Raw genomic sequence first — 15,674 nt, 5'->3', positions numbered from 1 at the left:
GTCCCCGACCAGCCCACCGAACCAGCCACCGACGACCGAAAGGGCCGGATGTGGGTCGGCCCGACCAGTGAGCAGACCCGCCGCCTCGTGGCCGAAAGCCGCCTCCGGCAGGGACTACCGCCCCATATCGACAACCCCGCCGTGATCGAAACTCTCGCCCTGTTCCTGCGCAACGCCCTGGACACCCTCGACCGAGACCACAACCGAGACCGAGACCAGCGACAGCAGGACCATCCACGCGCCGCGTGAGCACTACGGCCATACCAGGCGGCCCGGCACCCGCCGGGCCGCCTGGCCACCGCCGGTCACAGCTCCCGCCACAGGATTTCGACCGAGGATTCATCGAACCGCCACACCTTGCCGTTCTGGTCTTTCCACTGTGCGGCGTAGATCCTCGCGGGTTTCACGATCACCTTCTCCACCAGACGCGCGATGGCCTCGTGCCGCCACCGTGCGCCCTTGGAATCCCATGCCTTCCGCAGCTCCCCCGGAGTGGAACCGATATCGGCCAGAACCGCGAGAGCTTGGGCGCTCCGCAACGAATCCTGTTCGGCACGAAGAGATTTCAACGCCTGTTTCAACCCCGCGATCGTCCGATCGATCACTCGCAAATCATCCTGATCCCCGGCCCCGGTCAAAACCTCGGTCCGGCGATCGGCCTCGGCATCCAGATTCCCGGCCGTAACCTCGATCCGGGACTGCAATTCCGCGATCCGCCCGGCATTGTCGTTGCCCTTGTCGAGACGGGCGAGAATCTCAGGATTCTCGTACTCCGCGATGACCTGCTGGGCCACCCACATCTCCAGCGCATCGGCGTTGCGGAACACCTTCCCGCACCCACACGGGCGCTTGGCCGAATCGGTGGCCCGGCACCCGTACCGGCGCTCGGTCACCACCGCGCCGCTCTTGCGCTTGCGTTTGATCGCCGAACCCACCATCCACCCGTCGCATACCTGTCCGGCCTTCTCGGTGCCCTCGGGCCATGTTCCCGCGCACGCCGCCAATCCGGTCAGCAGGTATTCGCCGTTACGCTGACGGGGAACCTCCGGGGTCTTCGAACGGCGGTGCGCGGTGATCGCCGCCCGCATCGCATCGTGCTCGGTGCGCGTGAAGATCGCGGGCCACTGCGCGCGATGACGGGTACCGGTGCGCTCGTGCACCCGGATCCCGTTGCCCTCCGGATTGTCCAGGCATGCGCACCGCTGCCCGGTCCCCGGGTCGGTGTGCTCACCCAGGTCGTAGACCACATACGCCTCCAGCAACAACACGTGCGAGAGCTTGCCCACCCGCCACAGCTTGCCCTCGGAGGTGGTGATCCCGCGCGCGTTCCAATCGGCACAGATCGTGGTCTGCGTCTCCCCGTTGATGATCCGGTCCCGGCCTTCCCGCAATACTGTGACCTCCTCGTCCCGCAGCGCGCACCGGTCAAGAATGTCATCGCCGGTAATCGGGTGTGTGCCAACGACTTTCCCGTACCCGAACCGCCGCGAACCGCCCTGCATGACCCCCTTGGCGGCTTCCTCGCTCATCCTGTCCAGCAGGTTTTCGGTGTTGGTCTCGCGGTACTCGGCAGCTTCGGCGACCTTCACCATGAAGTTCTTCCGCCCCGCCCCGGCCGTGAGGTCGTATTCGGTGTCCTTCACGAACACATACCGCACACCGGAGTCCCGGCCGAGTTTCATCAACTCGTTGCCCAGGTCGTAGTCGCGCGTCAGGCGCGCCACATCCCGGGCAAGGATGATCTTCGACGGACCGGCGGTCACCAACCCCAGCGCTTCGCGCAGGGCGGGACGGTCGGCGTCCGCGCCGGACAGATCGTTGTCACAGAAGATCCGCGCCAACGGCAACCGCTTGCGGGTCGCGTGCGCGACCTGGTTCTTGGCCTGCAACTGCACACCCTCGGCGCGGTCCTTCTCATCCCGCGAGATACGCACGTACCCGTATATCCAGTCGGCGGGGTCGATATCGGCCACCGAAACAGCAAGGGCCGCATTGATTTCCGCGAGCCACGCGGGCTCTGTGCGGGTCGTTGTCTTGGTCATGAGACCAGCCTACCGAAGGAGTGTATAAGTGACATCTCGCTGGCGTTTCGGTGGCTTACTACACGCGGCTGGAGCAGGGTAACGGACGCAATGTGTCGGCGGAAGTGCTCGACTCGATCGCGCGCGCTCTGCGGCTGACCGACGCCGAGCACGCGCACCTCACCCGTCTGGCCAAGCCGAAGCAACAGCGGCGTAAGAACCGGGTGCCCGAACGGCAGCAGGTGCGGGTCACGCTGCGGCAGCTGCTGGAGTCGATGGACGGGATGCCGGCGTATGTGGGCGGGGCACGGTCGGAGATCCTCGCCTGGAACCGGATGGCCGCGGCGCTGTTCGGGGACTGGGGGCAGCTGCCGCCCGCCGAACGCAACTGGTCGCGGCTGACGTTTCTTTCTCCCGACTACCGGCGGTTGTTCCTCGATTGGGATTCCAAGGCGTCCGACATGGTCAGCTATCTGCGGCTGTACGCGGGCCAGCATCCGGACGATCCGGATCTGTCGGCGCTGGTGGGGGAGCTGTCGGTCAAGAGCGAGGAATTCCGCCGACTGTGGGCCACGCACGACGTGAAGGAGAAGGGGCACGGCGTGAAGCGGATGCGGCACCCTCTGGTCGGTGAGCTGACGCTGGCGTACGAGACGTTGTACCTGCCGGACGACGCGGAGCAGTACCTCTGCGTCTACCACGCGGAACCGGGCTCGCCGTCGGCCGAGGCGCTGTGCCTGCTGGCCAGCTGGGGTGTGGATGCCGCTGAGGCCCAGTCTAATTCGACCCGCTCTCGGTAGGATCCTGATCAGCCGAACTCTACGTCGAGCTCGGAATCTCGTTGGTTGGCTTCAGTTCTCAGGTCTCATTCCGCAGCTTCTGTGGCTCGTCCCGCTCGGCTGAGCGAATAGCCCGGACGCGGCTCGCTTACCCGGGTGGATGACGTTTCGAACTGATCGGAACCCGCTTCGACCAGGAGAAAGCGCGTTTCGGTGGTGTCCCGCAACGCATCCGGCCCACTGTGCTTTTGACACAGGTGCAAATTTCCGTACGCTGGGCACACTGCATGTGGCAAGCGAACCTGGCCGGGTGCCAGGAAACGGACGTGGTGATAGACGAATTCAACTTGGCTACAACGTGATCCAACCTCACGCACCCGATCCGCCGGACTCGATTCGGCCGCGTATCCAACTGATCATGGTGCGACAGTGCGGGTTCGGTGTGCGCGACTACCCTTGCGACACAGAACTCGCTGCCCCGTAAGACAACTGGGCTCATCCGCAAACCTGCCCGGGCGTCATGACGCGTGCCCGGCGACACAGGGAGATATGTTGTGACGGTACGACATTCGATGCCCGTGCTCCACTGGCCGGGGGAGTCGGCTCCGGCTTCGGACCTGGTCATTTCCTGCCCGTTCCCGGCTCGCGTGAACCGGCATCTGGCGCAACTGACCGTCGACACCGAACGATGGATCCGGGCACAGGGCATGTTCTCCGAGCAGCCCGACGCCGATCGCCTCACCAGCCGTTTCATCAGCCATCGATACGCCGAGGTACACGCGCGGATGTGGCCCGACGCCGAGTACTCGGGTCTGTGGCTGGCAAACCGCCTCTTGATCCAGATGTGGTGCCTGGACAACTTTCTCGACGAGATCTGGGGCGTCGACCAGGATGACCACGCCAACAACGTCAGCGAACTCATCGCCGCGGTTCTCACCGGCGCCGCCACCCCCGCCGACGCCGCCGTCGAGCCGCTGGCAGCGGTACTGCTGGAATTATGGACAGAAGCCAGAACGACAGCACTGGAGCATTGGCTGGATCGAGCGGCACAAACCTATCTCGCCTACCTGGCGACAACCATCGACGACCGCACGCAACGCGCGGCGAATTCCATCCCCACCACCGCGCAATACCTGGCCTCCCGCAACGACGGCGGCGGAATGTTCTACGCCGCGGCCCTCATCGAAATGGCGAACCACGCCTGGCTCCCCGATGACCTGGCCTCCCGCTCGGAGATCATCGACATATCGCTGCGCCTCAACCACGCAATGGCCTGGGCCAACGACCTGTTCGCCTACCCCCGAGAAGCAGCCCACGGCAACGGCTCCAACCTGGTGGTCATACTGACAACGCACGGAGGACTCTCCGAGCACGAAGCGTCCGCCCAGGTCGTAGACCTGATCAACGCCGAACTGGCAACCCTGAACTTCCTCTGCAACGCCGCAGCCGCCCTCCCCGACCCAGCACAGCGCTACGCCGAAGGGGTGCGAACCACCGCATCCGGGCTTCTCGAATGGATGGGCACCACAGCGCGGTATGAGCGGGGGGTGAGTGTGCCGATGAGGTGACACCGAGGTTCGAACTACAGGCCGACTTCATAAGCGATGCAACCGGTTCGGGGCAATAAGAGCGCCGTGCGGTGCTCTGGAGCACCGGAACTATCGCGACTTCGGTTCCAGCAGGGCGGCGATCATGGTCCCCGCGTGCCAGCGCTCGAATGCGTCGTGGCTCCAGCCGCGCTCGTGCACCAGGCGTCGGTAGTTGGCGGGCTGGATCTGAATCCACAGCATGTCGGCGGCGGCTTCCTGGGGAATGTCGTGCCGTAGTGATCCGGTCGTGGCGACCGCCCCCGCGATGCGGCGAGCGCAGTCGAGCAACTCCTGCTGGCTCGAGTCCAGTAATTGCGCCAGTTCGGGGTCGGTTCCGGCGACCTGTTCGAGGACGAGTTGTAGTGCTCCGAGGCGTCGGGAGATGGTGGCGGTGAAGGTAGCGAATTCCTCGAGTAGCCGGTGTGCGTCGGCAATCGTCAGGAGTTGCTGGAAGCCTTCGTCGTTGGCGGTGAGACGGCCGCCGGTGGCGACCTGCTGGCGGGCGAGTGCGAACAGCTGGGCTTTGGCCCCGACTCCGAAGACGGTCGGGCGCGAGACGCCGGCGCGCGCGGCGATCTGCTCGATTGTGGCGCGCGTGTAGCCCTCCTCGAGAAATACCTCCGCGGCGGCCGCGACCACGGCCTCGCGGGTACGCCGGGCCGACTCCTCGCGCAGCGGCGAGCGATAGGCGCGTTGTTTCCCTTCGATGCGTGCCATCTTATTTGGCTATACTCCAGATCAACTCATTTTATGTAGGGTCAAGTCAATGTTACCGCAGGAGGTGAGCGGACTGGCCGGCGGTGATCCGTTGGCGCTCGCCTCTATTTTGGGTAGACTCCGGGTTAGTTCATTTAACTCGAAGTCTATCTAAATCTAGGAGCTGGAACGGGCATGTCGACACCGCAAAGTACACAGGGCTGGCGGGTGCTGGGCTTCGGCAAGCATCCGGAGATCGCCGCGGCGATCAATGAGCGGTTCCGGGAGGCCGGTCAGGCGGGCGGCTCGATCGTGGTGACCGATGACGAGGCGGGTGATGCACGGCTGATCCAGGAGTTGAACGCCACCGACTACGACGGTGTGGCGATCGGGAGCTTCATCAACGGCCAGAACCCCCAGGACCCGCCGACCGAAGAGACGACGGCCTGGTTCAACCGGGTGCTGAACATCATTCACGCCGAAGCGCCCAAGGCCAAGATGATCCTGGTTCGCAATCCCGGCGACGTGTTGCCCGCGATCAGCCGCATACTCGGTGAACGATGAGGATCGGCACAGGACTTCCCAATCAGGTCCGCGACATGCGCCCCGAGGTGATCCCCACGTGGGCGAGGCAGGCGGAGGAGGCGGGCTTCACCAGTCTGAGCACCGTGGGCCGGTATGCCTACCCCGGCGTCTCCGACACGGTCGCCCTGGCCGCCGCGGCTGCGGTGACCAGCCGGATCGAACTCGTCAGTGGCGTGCTGCTCGGTCCTGCGTGGCCTGGAAAACTGCTGGCCAAGGAGCTGGCCGGAATCGACGGGATCTCGGGCGGCAGGTTGACCGTGGGCCTCGGGGTCGGCGCGCGGCCGGACGACTACGTCGTCGAAGGATACGGATCGCAAGGCCGGGGCGCCCGATTCGACCGCGATCTGGAGGACTTCCGCGATATCTGGGACGGTAAGCCGGTCGGCGGCGGCCCGAACCCCGCTGTGCCACCGGGGACGCGGCAGGTACCGATGCTGTTCGGCGGATTCGCACCGGCGGCGTTCGACAGGATGGCGCGGTGGGGACAGGGGTATGTCGGCGGCTCACTGCCCGCACCGGCCGTGGCCCCGACCTTCGACGCGGCCAGAGCGGCCTGGCGCGAGGCCGGCCGCGAAGGCTCGCCGCGGCTGGTGGCACTGGTGTACTACGCCCTCGGCGATGGCGAGGCCGGGCGGCGGAACGTCTACGACTACTACAGCGCGACCGGTGAAGAGTTGGCGGTCATGATCTCCGCGGCGGTCTGCACCTCCCCGGCGATGGTCACCGACGCGATCTCGGCGTTCACCGACATCGGCGCCGACGACGTCATCCTGAACACCGGAACCGACGACATCGACGACCTGAAGCGCCTCGCCGACGTCATCTTCTGATCTATGCGACGATCCTCGATCGCCAGATGACAACGTGAAACCCTTGGTTGTATGAGATTCGTTCTGTAGCAAGAAGAATCATCGGCCAAGGGCTTCACGAAAAGCCCTTACGCATCGGCCGCGTAGCGTGCGAGGTCGTCGGCCATGCGCCGCATGACCCCGGGCAGGAACAACGGCAGGAGCCAGCCGAAGCCGGGCCGCATGCGCCAGGCGCCGCTCCATGTGATCGTCGTGCCGCCTGCCGCGCTCGGCTCGAGTTCGATTGCGGCGCGGTAGTCCTTCATCGCGAAGTTGAAGGCGTCCTCGTACGCGAAGCGCTTATCGGTTACCAGTTCCGTCAATCGCTCGCCGGTGACGGAGCGGCCGCTGCGGAACGCGCGGACCGCCCCCACACTGTCGTGTCCGTCGGGATCGAGTCCGCTGGAGCGCTCCTGCACGAGTTCGTCCAATCCGGAGGACCACCGCGGCCAACTGCGGCCGTCGATCAGCAGGCCCCATACGGTCTCCAGGGCTAGTGACAGCCGGGTGCCGACCTTCTTGGTGATCGCGACCGCGTTGCTCGCGGGGAACGACGTATCCATCGACGATTTCGAGATCTCGACGAACATCCTCATCGAGATCGAGATATTCTTGCCAGTCGATCGGTTCTTGCTGGGGCTGCGATTCGTGCCAATCGACGGTCAGCTGAACCCCCAACCGAAGTTGAAGTGGAACCGGGAAAGACTCTAGGAACCGGTCCTCAGTATGGAGTGCGCTTTCTGAGGTCCCACTTCAATCTCATCACCCCTGGTCAGACGCTTGCAGCGCTACTGGAGGAGGCGCGGCGGGAGGTTGAGGCTGGTGTAAACCGGCCGGTGTCGAACCCACCAGCGCCGATGCGAAAGCTGTCGGACTCGGAGAGGGCAGAGTTGGCGCGAGACTACGTGCGGGGAATGACCGTGTACGAGTTGGCTGAGAAGTTCTCGATCCAGCGCCAGACGGTGAGCAAGCATCTCCACGGGATGGGGGTTCCTATGCGACAGCAAGGACTCACGGAAGAGTAGATCGACCGAGCCGCCGAGCTGTATGTCGAAGACCGGCTCACCCTCAAACAGGTTGGAGCCCAGTTCGGGGTTGATGCTGGCACGGTGCGACTTGCGTTGCTACGACGAGGGGTACGGATGCGGGCGGCAGTGGCGAAGAGAGTGTGAGGGGACGTCTACTGCCGGTGTCCGGCCTGCCGGGCCTCCCGTTCGGTCGATTGTCGGGCCGAACGGGAGCCGATTTTCAGAATGCATAAAGGGTTGGAGTGAATGGGCTATGGGGGCCTAAATCGCTCGGCTGTCGATACAAAGGGAAGCGACGTCTGACTCAAATAGCTTCTGCACTTCTTTTACCGATATAATTTGCAAGCAATACAGCTGCCAAATTTTGAGCCATAATTCATCGTTTGGATCGAGATACTCGACAGTTAGACCTATTGTCCGATCTGATGCATCCTCCCAGGAAATCGGTTGCCCATGTGTCTGGAATCGAGTCGTATCGAGTAGTGCGCTCGCCGCCTGAGTCCAGTTGCCGCCGTTATGCTGCATCATCCCAACTTTGAGCTTGTTCTCGGCCAGCTCTCGCGCACGTGTCATGATGCTGGTGTAGAGGCGAACTGTCTCGGGATCGAGCTTATCCAGCATAAGGCGTGCAGTCGCATCGTCCGGGTTTTTCTGTAATGCCTTTCGGTGATCCTCATACGCGTCGAGATAGTTCTTGACCGAGTGACGTACCCGATTACCGTTCCGATCCGATCGAATGACTTGCGGGTCGATCGGCCCCAACTCGGATGTGTCACTCATGACAATGCTATCGGCACCAAGGGCCATCAGTGTTCCTGCACTTTTAGCATAATCTGGGACGATTACCCGCAAGCGGCCCGTGCCCACCTTCTTACGGACCATTGTGATGAGCTTGTCAGCTGCATCGATATCGCCGCCCCCGGTATGCAGTAGTAAGTCGATATTCTGGCCGCAGCTGATGTTGTGAAGCATGTCTACGAAACACACCACGTCTTCGCGGTCCACCGGAGCAGAAACACCTGCGATGTAGCAGATGAGCTTACTATCGGTGAGCTGTTGAATCTCACGTATCAGCGCCTGGCGCTGATACCGTGCCGCATGTACAGCTTGGAACAGTGGAGTCTTGCTAAGTTTTGGAACAATATCTTTAAGAGTGCCATCGGCGTTGGTGGCGATCGATGGGGTGGATACTACGTCGTGGTCATTGCTCATAGTTATCGGACTCCGTCGTCACTATTATACTGGACCCATTGAACTTTTCCCTTACAAATAAAATAATGGCAGCGCTTGCCTTGCCGTAATTCGTCGATACTCGGCTGGAGGGTGAGCATTTTGATAGGCTGCATTACCCACGCCGGGTATCGCCGGACATCCAGATTCAGCATCACACGGTGATGATCCACGCAAGGGCAATCGAACGCGATCCAAGTCGGATGGTCGATCGTCCCAACTACAACCGCGCCGTTGAGAGGCAATCGTTCAGGTATTTCGTCAGCAGCATCGACCACCTGTACTATACGGAATTTGCGATTGGGCCATGGCAGCCAGTTCCACCAGGATATCCGTCGAAGCCCTACCACATTTGCTCCAAGAAGGGGGTTGTGATCCCGAGGCCCAGCCTTCCAGCTGATCGGTCGCAATAATGATTTTCAGACGGTACTTGGTTGTTGGTCGACAGCTCCCGGTCGTGGAGCCTCATCAGCACTTCGCTCGGGACGGGGGTGAGGCCATAGTGGGTAAGTCGTTCGATCAGCTCGGCGACCGCGGTGGCCGCGACCATCGTGGTGTACGCGACGACCGCTGGTTCCACGCCGGGCAATGCCTGGGCGTAGCCTTCTCCGACCAGTCTTTTGCGCTCAGTCGACGTCAGCATCTCGCTACTGGCGCGGGCAAGGTCGACTCGACCACGACAGATCAGACACGCTTGGCCGGGATGGAGAACGGTGACACGCCCATGAATGCCATCGAGACGACTGGCTGCATCGGTCGACAACAGTACGCCGCAGTCGATAACGGGAACAAGGAAATAAGTAGATAGACGCGACAGCACCATTCGGCCGGCGTTGTCGTCCGTGCAGCCGAAAACGACATCGGCATCGACTAGCGTCTTCGCGGTCTCTTCGATGGTGATCGTCGACTGGAGGCGCTCGATGTTGATCGTGGAGAAGACGTCTTCGAGGTGATCGGCGAGCACATCGACTTTCGGGCGGCCAACATCCTTGAGTCGCGAGCCGTACACGCGGGTGACGTTACTGTCGGAGAGTTCGTCGGGATCGATCAGCAATAGATTCTGTACTCCAAGTCTGGCTATCTGCTCGGCAACCGCTGAACCGGTGCCACCACAGCCAACGACCGCGACTCGAAGGTCGGCCAGCACGCGCTGAACAAGTCCGCCGAATGCCCGGATGTTGCGATCGTAAAGATCGGGAAGCGCCTCTTGTACCGCCTCCTTGTTGGCGAGCAACGCGAGCTGGGGGCCGACGATCCACAATCTGTTGATCGGCGTGACGGTCTTACCATCATCCAGGTTGCCGGTGAAGGTTATTTCGCCGCCTTCGCCGACCGCGACGATGAGGGCACCGTAGTAGTTGCTGCTCGCGCGGTCACGGAATAGGCCGGACAGCGTCCGATCGACTTCCAAGTCATGCCGACTTGGCGAAGGTGAGGCACCGGCACCCGGGTGCGTATGGAACCAGATGGGGACGCAGCCGGACTCCTCGGCAATCGCCAAGGCAGGAACGTAGCCTTCCGACCGAATTAGTAGCTGCCGCGCTTCGCGCCGTTCATAGGCGTCTTCCGGCACCTCCCGCAGCTCGCGTACCAACAGGCGTAGTTCGCCGTTGCGGACCGGGACGGGCCGAGCCAACGCGACACCCCCGGACTCGACGTCCTGGGTGGCCAGAGCACGCAAACGATCGGCGATATCGCCGGGAAGGACAAGGGTGGTCTTCATGAGACAGGCTCCATGACGCAGCGTTCCAACTCCCGGTCAATCAGGGTGACGTAGCTTTCTAGACTGTCGATGCCGGAGCGCCATTGGCCCGGTTCAAGGTGACGGCTCCATCGCTGCCATGTCCTGCCAAGATGATTCTCCATCACCTCCGTCGCTTGGATACGACGGCCGTCTTCCAGGAATAGCTCCGGCGAGAACCACCACATGTCCGGCGCCAGATCGGGGTATCCCGGCTGGAGTCGAACGAGGAGATCGGCACTGGTTTGACTGAGGCCCTGCGGTAGTGCCCATCCTTGGAGCACGAGACACGTCATCGCCCCGTCCGCAGCGATCTCGTGGGGCACGCTGCGGCGCGCAAGGTATTCGATGTCGGGTTCCGGCAGGGTCATCGATCGTCCTCTAGTTTCGGCCAGCCATAGCCTGGCCGGGGTTGATGTGGGCGGGTGCCGTGAACAGCCGCTTGCCGTTGAAGATCTCGACCACGTAGGCGTCGTCGATCTTGCGGTCGGCGTGACCTGGGAGCACCTCGAACAGGTCGCGATCTACCCCGATCGGAGGGGTTGGCAGCCTACGGAGCTGCGCACCGGTCAGCTCTTCCTGCTCAACGCAGTATTCGATCCGGTCGATCTTGATTTTGAACCCCTCAGACTTCTCTTCTTCGGGGATGTGCTGGTCACTCATAGCTTTCCTCCTTGTTAATCAACTGATACCAAGATACCACGATACCGTGATGATTGACAACCCTGGTGTCAGTATGGCAACATGTCCCCATGGAGCCCGCAAAAGCCATGACGATTCGACTGTCCGCCGACCAGGCCGAGCTGCTAGAGACAGTCGCCGCGGTAGACAACCAGCCGGTCTCGGAAGTCATCCGTGCGGCGATCTCAGAACATATAGAGAGTCGCAAACAGGATGAAACGTTTCGGCATGGCCTAAAAGACCGCATAGAACGAGCGCAACGAATGCTGGGCGAAGATCGGTAAGATTTTCTATGCATAAACCCAGCAACGTTTAGCGGTGCCGACAAATGCGCCGTGGCGAAGAACTATTCGCAATATAACACAGAAGGGATAGCTGATGCCGCAAAGTGGCGACGACAAGCCCAAGCCTAGCGACTTCCGACAGTATAGAGCCTATTTGGCCTCAGAAGACTTCGCGATTGGAGGCTACACCCCGGAGCCGACGAGCGACCTCATCGACGAGGAAGTCTGGAATGGGCTTATGACCCTTCCAACGGATGTCGCCTTGCGAACATCAGCTGAGCGCGGCACCGATATGGGGAGCCTCGCGAAAATCAGTCAGGACTGGATATTCGCTGGCCCCATGGCTCCCGACGACCAGCCGATTGTCTTCGACTCTTATCTGATAGCCAGCGAGGAGTTCGATGCTGCAGTGTTTAACGCTCTGCATGGCTTCTATCGCCCTGCCATAGGATGTTTGCGGACTGCTTTCGAGCGCTTCACAATCGCAGCAGGATTAGCTGCGAAAGGGGATACCGCCAGAGCTGCATTGTGGAACGCGGGCACAGACGAAATACCGTTCACTACTGCAAGAAAATGGCTGCCGCCGAGTCAGATTCTCCCGCCCCTTAGTCTTGGGGAGCGTGATGATCTGTTCGGCAGCCATTCCACTAGCTGGAGCCCTGATCTGTACCGGCGATTGAGCAACTTCGAACATGGGCGGGCTGGTCATAACAGCGGAGATCTGTGGTCCAGTAATGGACCGATCTACACCGACGAGGGGCTCGACGCCGTTCGCCAACTGGCAAGCGAGACTGCTGCACACTTGCATTTACTTCTCGCTGCTACATGGCCCAACTACAAGACAGGCGATGCGCTGACGAGTCTGCTCGCCATGGCGTCGTCAGAGTGGTCAGCGCATCTACCGACTATACGTAAAGCGGTGGGTGTATAAGGCGATAAGTTAAATACACAGAGAGCCGCGACATAATGCGCCTCTCTGTGCTTATTGTATTGATCGTTCATTCTTGCTTATTGTTGCTCGATATGATGATTTGGTTAAGATAGATGTAGCTGCTATAAGGGGCGTAGATTCTGGCGATACATTCCTCACTGCGCCCCCTCTTCGAATACCCACACACCGCCTCCATCAGCCGGAAACGCCACGATATCCCTCTCGCCAGCCATCTCTTCGCCGACTGCGGCGTAATCCACGTACACGTACTCCTGCAGCCCTTCCGGCGCGGCTTGCCGAAGCAGGTCCTCTACCTGGAGTGGCTTGAATAGCTGCCTGACGTAGTCAGCCATGCTCTCGAAGTGCCCCTTGTAGGCCCTCTCGAAGCGGTTGAACTGGGTCGGGTCGTCCTCGTAGACGCTCGCCCACGCCGCAAACGCCGGACCGAAGTCGACAATGCCGTTTGCCACCTTGGAGAGCAGTTCGAGGCTGTGGACATCGTCCAGCCCTATGGCACCAGTGCTGACGTCGAAGACACCGAACCCCTCGGCATTCCAGATATAGAACCGATCAGCACCATGTTCTACCGGTTCGCCAAGTACGGCGTACAGCTCGGCGGAGATGTAGTCGGGGTCGCGAGCCATGTCGAGCCAGGTACCCTTCGTGAGTTCGGCCCTCAGCGGAAGGCCGGCAGTGACGTAGATGCGCGGGTAGCGGAGTGGGTCCTGCTCATAGCTCGTTTCGGCCTCACAGTGTTGCGCCTCGTTGTCGGCTGCTGCCTGATCATCCACTGCGCGGTATGCGTTGTGTACGTTCTTGTTTGGAAATTTTTCACTCATATCACCTCCGTTTCGTTCTTGATTGGTAGTCGGCGAGCCGGATAGCAGGGACCGAGGCTCGGTCTGCTACCCGGCTGACGTTGGCGCCGGAAGGCGAGGGGTGCTCAGCCTTCCGTTTGTTCGTCACCTGCCTGTTGGCCACCGCGGCGCTGCCGAGGTCGGCGTCCGCCCTGTGGTTGTTCGGCCGAATCCTCGGCCTCCCCGGCAGGGAGGTCCTCCTCCTGGTTCGGTGGAGGTGGCGGAGAGACAACAAACAGGTTGTCGATGGCTGCCTGCCGAGCCTTGGCCTCTTCTTCGATGGCCGCTCTGGCAGCGCTGGCCCTGGCCATCAGGTCTGGATCATTCTTAGCGGCCTCGATGTAGGCATCGACGGCGGCGAAGCACTCTGCTTTCAGACTGCTGTCGCGCAGCTCGGCAATCCAGGTGAGTTGCGCGTGGCGCGCGGTATCGATCCGGATGGCAAGCGTGACTTCCTTATTGGATGGGTCTGGCATCGCTCCTCCTCGTCAGGGCGAGCGGCTGGTAAGCGCGTTGTGCTTACGGGTACGGCCGCAGGGCACTGACGAGGCGCGCCTCCGGCATTCCAGCCGCTCGGGCGAAGACGGACTGGTATTGATGCCGGAGTACGCGGTGGTTCCGGTGGAACCGTCTTCAGTTAATGACGGGCAGGGGTGGTCTCAATCGTCGAATCGGACGATGTACCGGGCGAAGGGACATCCGAGCGGACATAGCTGCAAACTGTGACGCGTCGTGAAGTATCACGCTCTGCGGCAATGATTTCGCGTTGTAGAACCAACGACACTGCGGACCTGGACACCTATCATATGGGCCGCCAGTGGCTGAGACACACGGTGTGCCAAAACAACTGAATGCTGGGATGCGATCAGATAGAGTGCTCCCCGGTCCTGATCATGTAGTGGAACAGCTGGCGTGTCAGTGAGGTGTGTCAGTGGCAGATGAGACTAAGAACGGCGAATCGGGCGACGACGAGTTGGACCTGCCTGATCTCGGCAGGTCGCCAGAGCCGATGCTCGCTTGGGAACGCGGGCTCGCGATTATCGTCGGCCTTGCAGCAGGGGTACCAGGCGTTTTCGCTGTCTTCATGTCAGGCAATCAGGCGGGGACGGCAGTTCTCCTCATCGCCGCAATTGCGTTTCTGCTGATTGGCGTGCAGAGCACCCCTTTGATCAAGCTCGCATCAGGGAATAACAGCCTTGAACTCGGCCAGCGTCAACGGATCGCCAAGGAAATCTTGAAAAAAGTAGAATCGACAAATAATCCCGCCGAGAAGGGCGCGTACGCTGAAGCTGCTGTTATTGCTGTTCCCGAGCTTGAGCAAAACAATGCGGTGCGCTCGCTCCGATATGAGAAGGCAGTCTCGGACGTCATTCTGACTTTGTCGCGCCAACCTATGGTTTCACCTCAGTAGATGGTGGACGAGATGGTAGACGCGGGGTCGACTTTCTCGTATCGCGCGATGATACGAGGATCATAGCCGAGGTAAAGTATCGTCGCCAAGGGAAATTCACCATGCGGGATCTCCAGCGAGTTCAAGACCAGGCAAAGGCGTATGACCCAGACCTTCCGGTTATCGCAATAACAAATGCGTCACTATCCGCCGAGGTTGAAGAATTCAATCGCTCCATGAGTGAACGCGATCACCCGGAAGCAGAGGTGGTGACATGGGTGGATCCGAGTGATAACGATCTGCTTGTGCGTGCTCTCGGCAGGCTGGGTCGTTAATTTTAGTCATCTTATGACGTATTATCTACATTCTCTATTGATGTCTTCCGGAGGTGCTCATATACTCTGAGAGTAAACGGAGGACTCACAAATGAATAACGCATCAACAGATTACAAAGCACACGCACTCACCGCAGTAAAGACCATCGCTGAGGTGGCGGACTATCTAAGCGGCCTGCAGGACCACGAGGGACATTTGGATGGGGATAACCCGGCTGCCGACAACGAGGTTCGCGCAATAAACGGCGCGCACGCTCTCGTAAGCTATGCTCGCTGGGTAAGCGGCGAAAGCGACTTACCAGTAAAGGTAGTGTTGACTGACCTGCTCGGCGACTTGATGCACCTCGGCGACGCATTTGGCGAAGACACTGACCAGCTCCTCATGGAGGCTGGCGGCCACCACCAGGCAGAGTGGGCTGGCGAACGATAGGGACCCCAAACCATCCGCAACACCCCGGGCTTATCCGCAGGGGTGTTGTTTAAATAAGCGCCCATTAGCTGAGCGCTTCTGTTTCGGTTAATTATTCATGAAACTGGCCCGCGTACATCATCGTACGCGGGCCCTATAGTTTCAGTTCAAGCATCTGCGGAGTCATTAAAAGGCGAGTCCGCTTCGATCGAATGCTGTTCGCGGTCGTGCTGATCCTTGTGCCGAGACAGCAGGATCAGCACAATGGCT

General features: G+C 60.9%; 19 protein-coding genes and 1 pseudogene. 10 read left to right on the top strand and 10 right to left on the bottom strand.

What is annotated here, in order from left to right:
* A partial coding sequence (locus JZ791_RS17525; protein WP_216896167.1) for a hypothetical protein occupies positions 1–249 on the top strand: 249 nt, incomplete at its 5' end.
* A gap of 56 nt (positions 250–305) precedes the next feature.
* Here JZ791_RS17525 and JZ791_RS17520 read toward each other — a convergent pair.
* Positions 306–2,042 (bottom strand): recombinase family protein, encoded by a 1,737-nt coding sequence (locus JZ791_RS17520; protein WP_216896165.1) that lies wholly within the window; start codon positions 2,040–2,042, stop codon positions 306–308.
* A 47-nt stretch (positions 2,043–2,089) separates the two neighbouring features.
* Between JZ791_RS17520 and JZ791_RS46040 the strand changes: the two are divergent.
* From JZ791_RS46040 to JZ791_RS17510, 3 genes and pseudogenes are all read left to right on the top strand, one after another.
* Positions 2,090–2,191: pseudogene (locus JZ791_RS46040) on the top strand (helix-turn-helix domain-containing protein); the annotation flags it as partial.
* Between the two features lie 54 nt (positions 2,192–2,245).
* Positions 2,246–2,821, top strand: a complete 576-nt coding sequence (locus tag JZ791_RS17515) for an MmyB family transcriptional regulator (RefSeq protein ID WP_308162961.1) — start codon at positions 2,246–2,248, stop codon at positions 2,819–2,821.
* A gap of 533 nt (positions 2,822–3,354) precedes the next feature.
* The gene (locus JZ791_RS17510; protein ID WP_216896161.1) at positions 3,355–4,368 is read left to right on the top strand and encodes a terpene synthase family protein; all 1,014 of its coding nucleotides are present in this window, start codon (positions 3,355–3,357) and stop codon (positions 4,366–4,368) included.
* Between the two features lie 90 nt (positions 4,369–4,458).
* Here the strand turns inward: JZ791_RS17510 and JZ791_RS17505 are convergent, their stop codons facing one another.
* On the bottom strand, positions 4,459–5,106 hold the full coding sequence (locus JZ791_RS17505) for a TetR/AcrR family transcriptional regulator (protein ID WP_216896159.1): 648 nt from the start codon (positions 5,104–5,106) through the stop codon (positions 4,459–4,461).
* 174 nt (positions 5,107–5,280) lie between these two features.
* Between JZ791_RS17505 and JZ791_RS17500 the strand changes: the two genes are divergently transcribed.
* Both JZ791_RS17500 and JZ791_RS17495 read left to right on the top strand, forming a co-directional pair.
* Positions 5,281–5,649 (top strand): PTS sugar transporter subunit IIB, encoded by a 369-nt coding sequence (locus JZ791_RS17500; RefSeq protein ID WP_216896157.1) that lies wholly within the window; start codon positions 5,281–5,283, stop codon positions 5,647–5,649.
* A complete protein-coding gene (locus tag JZ791_RS17495; RefSeq protein WP_216896155.1) occupies positions 5,646–6,500 on the top strand; it encodes an LLM class flavin-dependent oxidoreductase in 855 nt (284 codons plus the stop codon). Before JZ791_RS17500 ends, JZ791_RS17495 begins: the two co-directional genes overlap by 4 nt.
* A 107-nt stretch (positions 6,501–6,607) precedes the next feature.
* Here JZ791_RS17495 and JZ791_RS17490 read toward each other — a convergent pair whose 3' ends face one another.
* The 6 genes from JZ791_RS17490 to JZ791_RS17470 form a co-directional block, all read right to left on the bottom strand.
* Positions 6,608–7,114 (bottom strand): SRPBCC family protein, encoded by a 507-nt coding sequence (locus JZ791_RS17490; protein ID WP_254205851.1) that lies wholly within the window; start codon positions 7,112–7,114, stop codon positions 6,608–6,610.
* 693 nt (positions 7,115–7,807) lie between these two features.
* The gene (locus JZ791_RS17485; RefSeq protein WP_216896153.1) at positions 7,808–8,758 is read right to left on the bottom strand and encodes an SDH family Clp fold serine proteinase; all 951 of its coding nucleotides are present in this window, start codon (positions 8,756–8,758) and stop codon (positions 7,808–7,810) included.
* Between the two features lie 2 nt (positions 8,759–8,760).
* Complete coding sequence (locus tag JZ791_RS46825; protein ID WP_368858331.1) at positions 8,761–9,054, bottom strand: ubiquitination-like system serine protease family protein; 294 nt, start codon at positions 9,052–9,054, stop codon at positions 8,761–8,763.
* 65 nt (positions 9,055–9,119) lie between these two features.
* Positions 9,120–10,499 carry a ThiF family adenylyltransferase gene (locus JZ791_RS17480; protein WP_216896151.1) on the bottom strand — a complete coding sequence of 460 codons (1,380 nt, stop codon included), beginning with the start codon at positions 10,497–10,499 and terminating at the stop codon, positions 9,120–9,122.
* Positions 10,496–10,888 carry an E2/UBC family protein gene (locus tag JZ791_RS17475; RefSeq protein ID WP_216896149.1) on the bottom strand — a complete coding sequence of 131 codons (393 nt, stop codon included), beginning with the start codon at positions 10,886–10,888 and terminating at the stop codon, positions 10,496–10,498. Before JZ791_RS17475 ends, JZ791_RS17480 begins: the two co-directional genes overlap by 4 nt.
* A gap of 10 nt (positions 10,889–10,898) precedes the next feature.
* The gene (locus tag JZ791_RS17470; protein WP_216896147.1) at positions 10,899–11,180 is read right to left on the bottom strand and encodes a hypothetical protein; all 282 of its coding nucleotides are present in this window, start codon (positions 11,178–11,180) and stop codon (positions 10,899–10,901) included.
* 89 nt (positions 11,181–11,269) lie between these two features.
* Between JZ791_RS17470 and JZ791_RS46820 the strand changes: the two genes are divergently transcribed.
* Positions 11,270–11,482, top strand: coding sequence for a DUF6290 family protein (locus JZ791_RS46820; protein ID WP_216896145.1), 213 nt, complete (start codon positions 11,270–11,272; stop codon positions 11,480–11,482).
* Positions 11,483–11,576: 94 nt separating this feature from the next.
* Entirely contained in the window at positions 11,577–12,413 is an 837-nt protein-coding gene (locus JZ791_RS17460; RefSeq protein ID WP_216896143.1) for a hypothetical protein, read from the top strand.
* Positions 12,414–12,568: 155 nt separating this feature from the next.
* Here the strand turns inward: JZ791_RS17460 and JZ791_RS17455 are convergent, their stop codons facing one another.
* Positions 12,569–13,252, bottom strand: coding sequence for an antirestriction protein ArdA (locus tag JZ791_RS17455; protein ID WP_216896141.1), 684 nt, complete (start codon positions 13,250–13,252; stop codon positions 12,569–12,571).
* Positions 13,253–13,356: 104 nt separating this feature from the next.
* Positions 13,357–13,746, bottom strand: coding sequence for a hypothetical protein (locus JZ791_RS17450; protein WP_216896139.1), 390 nt, complete (start codon positions 13,744–13,746; stop codon positions 13,357–13,359).
* Between the two features lie 455 nt (positions 13,747–14,201).
* Here JZ791_RS17450 and JZ791_RS17445 point away from each other — a divergent pair, with 455 nt between their 5' ends.
* Both JZ791_RS17445 and JZ791_RS17440 read left to right on the top strand, forming a co-directional pair.
* Positions 14,202–14,681, top strand: coding sequence for a hypothetical protein (locus JZ791_RS17445; RefSeq protein ID WP_216896137.1), 480 nt, complete (start codon positions 14,202–14,204; stop codon positions 14,679–14,681).
* Between the two features lie 405 nt (positions 14,682–15,086).
* Entirely contained in the window at positions 15,087–15,425 is a 339-nt protein-coding gene (locus JZ791_RS17440; protein ID WP_216896136.1) for a hypothetical protein, read from the top strand.
* The last annotated feature ends 249 nt before the right edge of the window (positions 15,426–15,674 follow it).

The sequence above is a fragment of the Nocardia alni genome, from assembly GCF_019038435.1.
In the GTDB taxonomy this organism is placed as follows: Bacteria; Actinomycetota; Actinomycetes; order Mycobacteriales; family Mycobacteriaceae; genus Nocardia; species Nocardia alni.
Note: the sequence above shows the minus strand (reverse complement) of the source record. Positions and strands in the feature narration are given on the sequence as shown.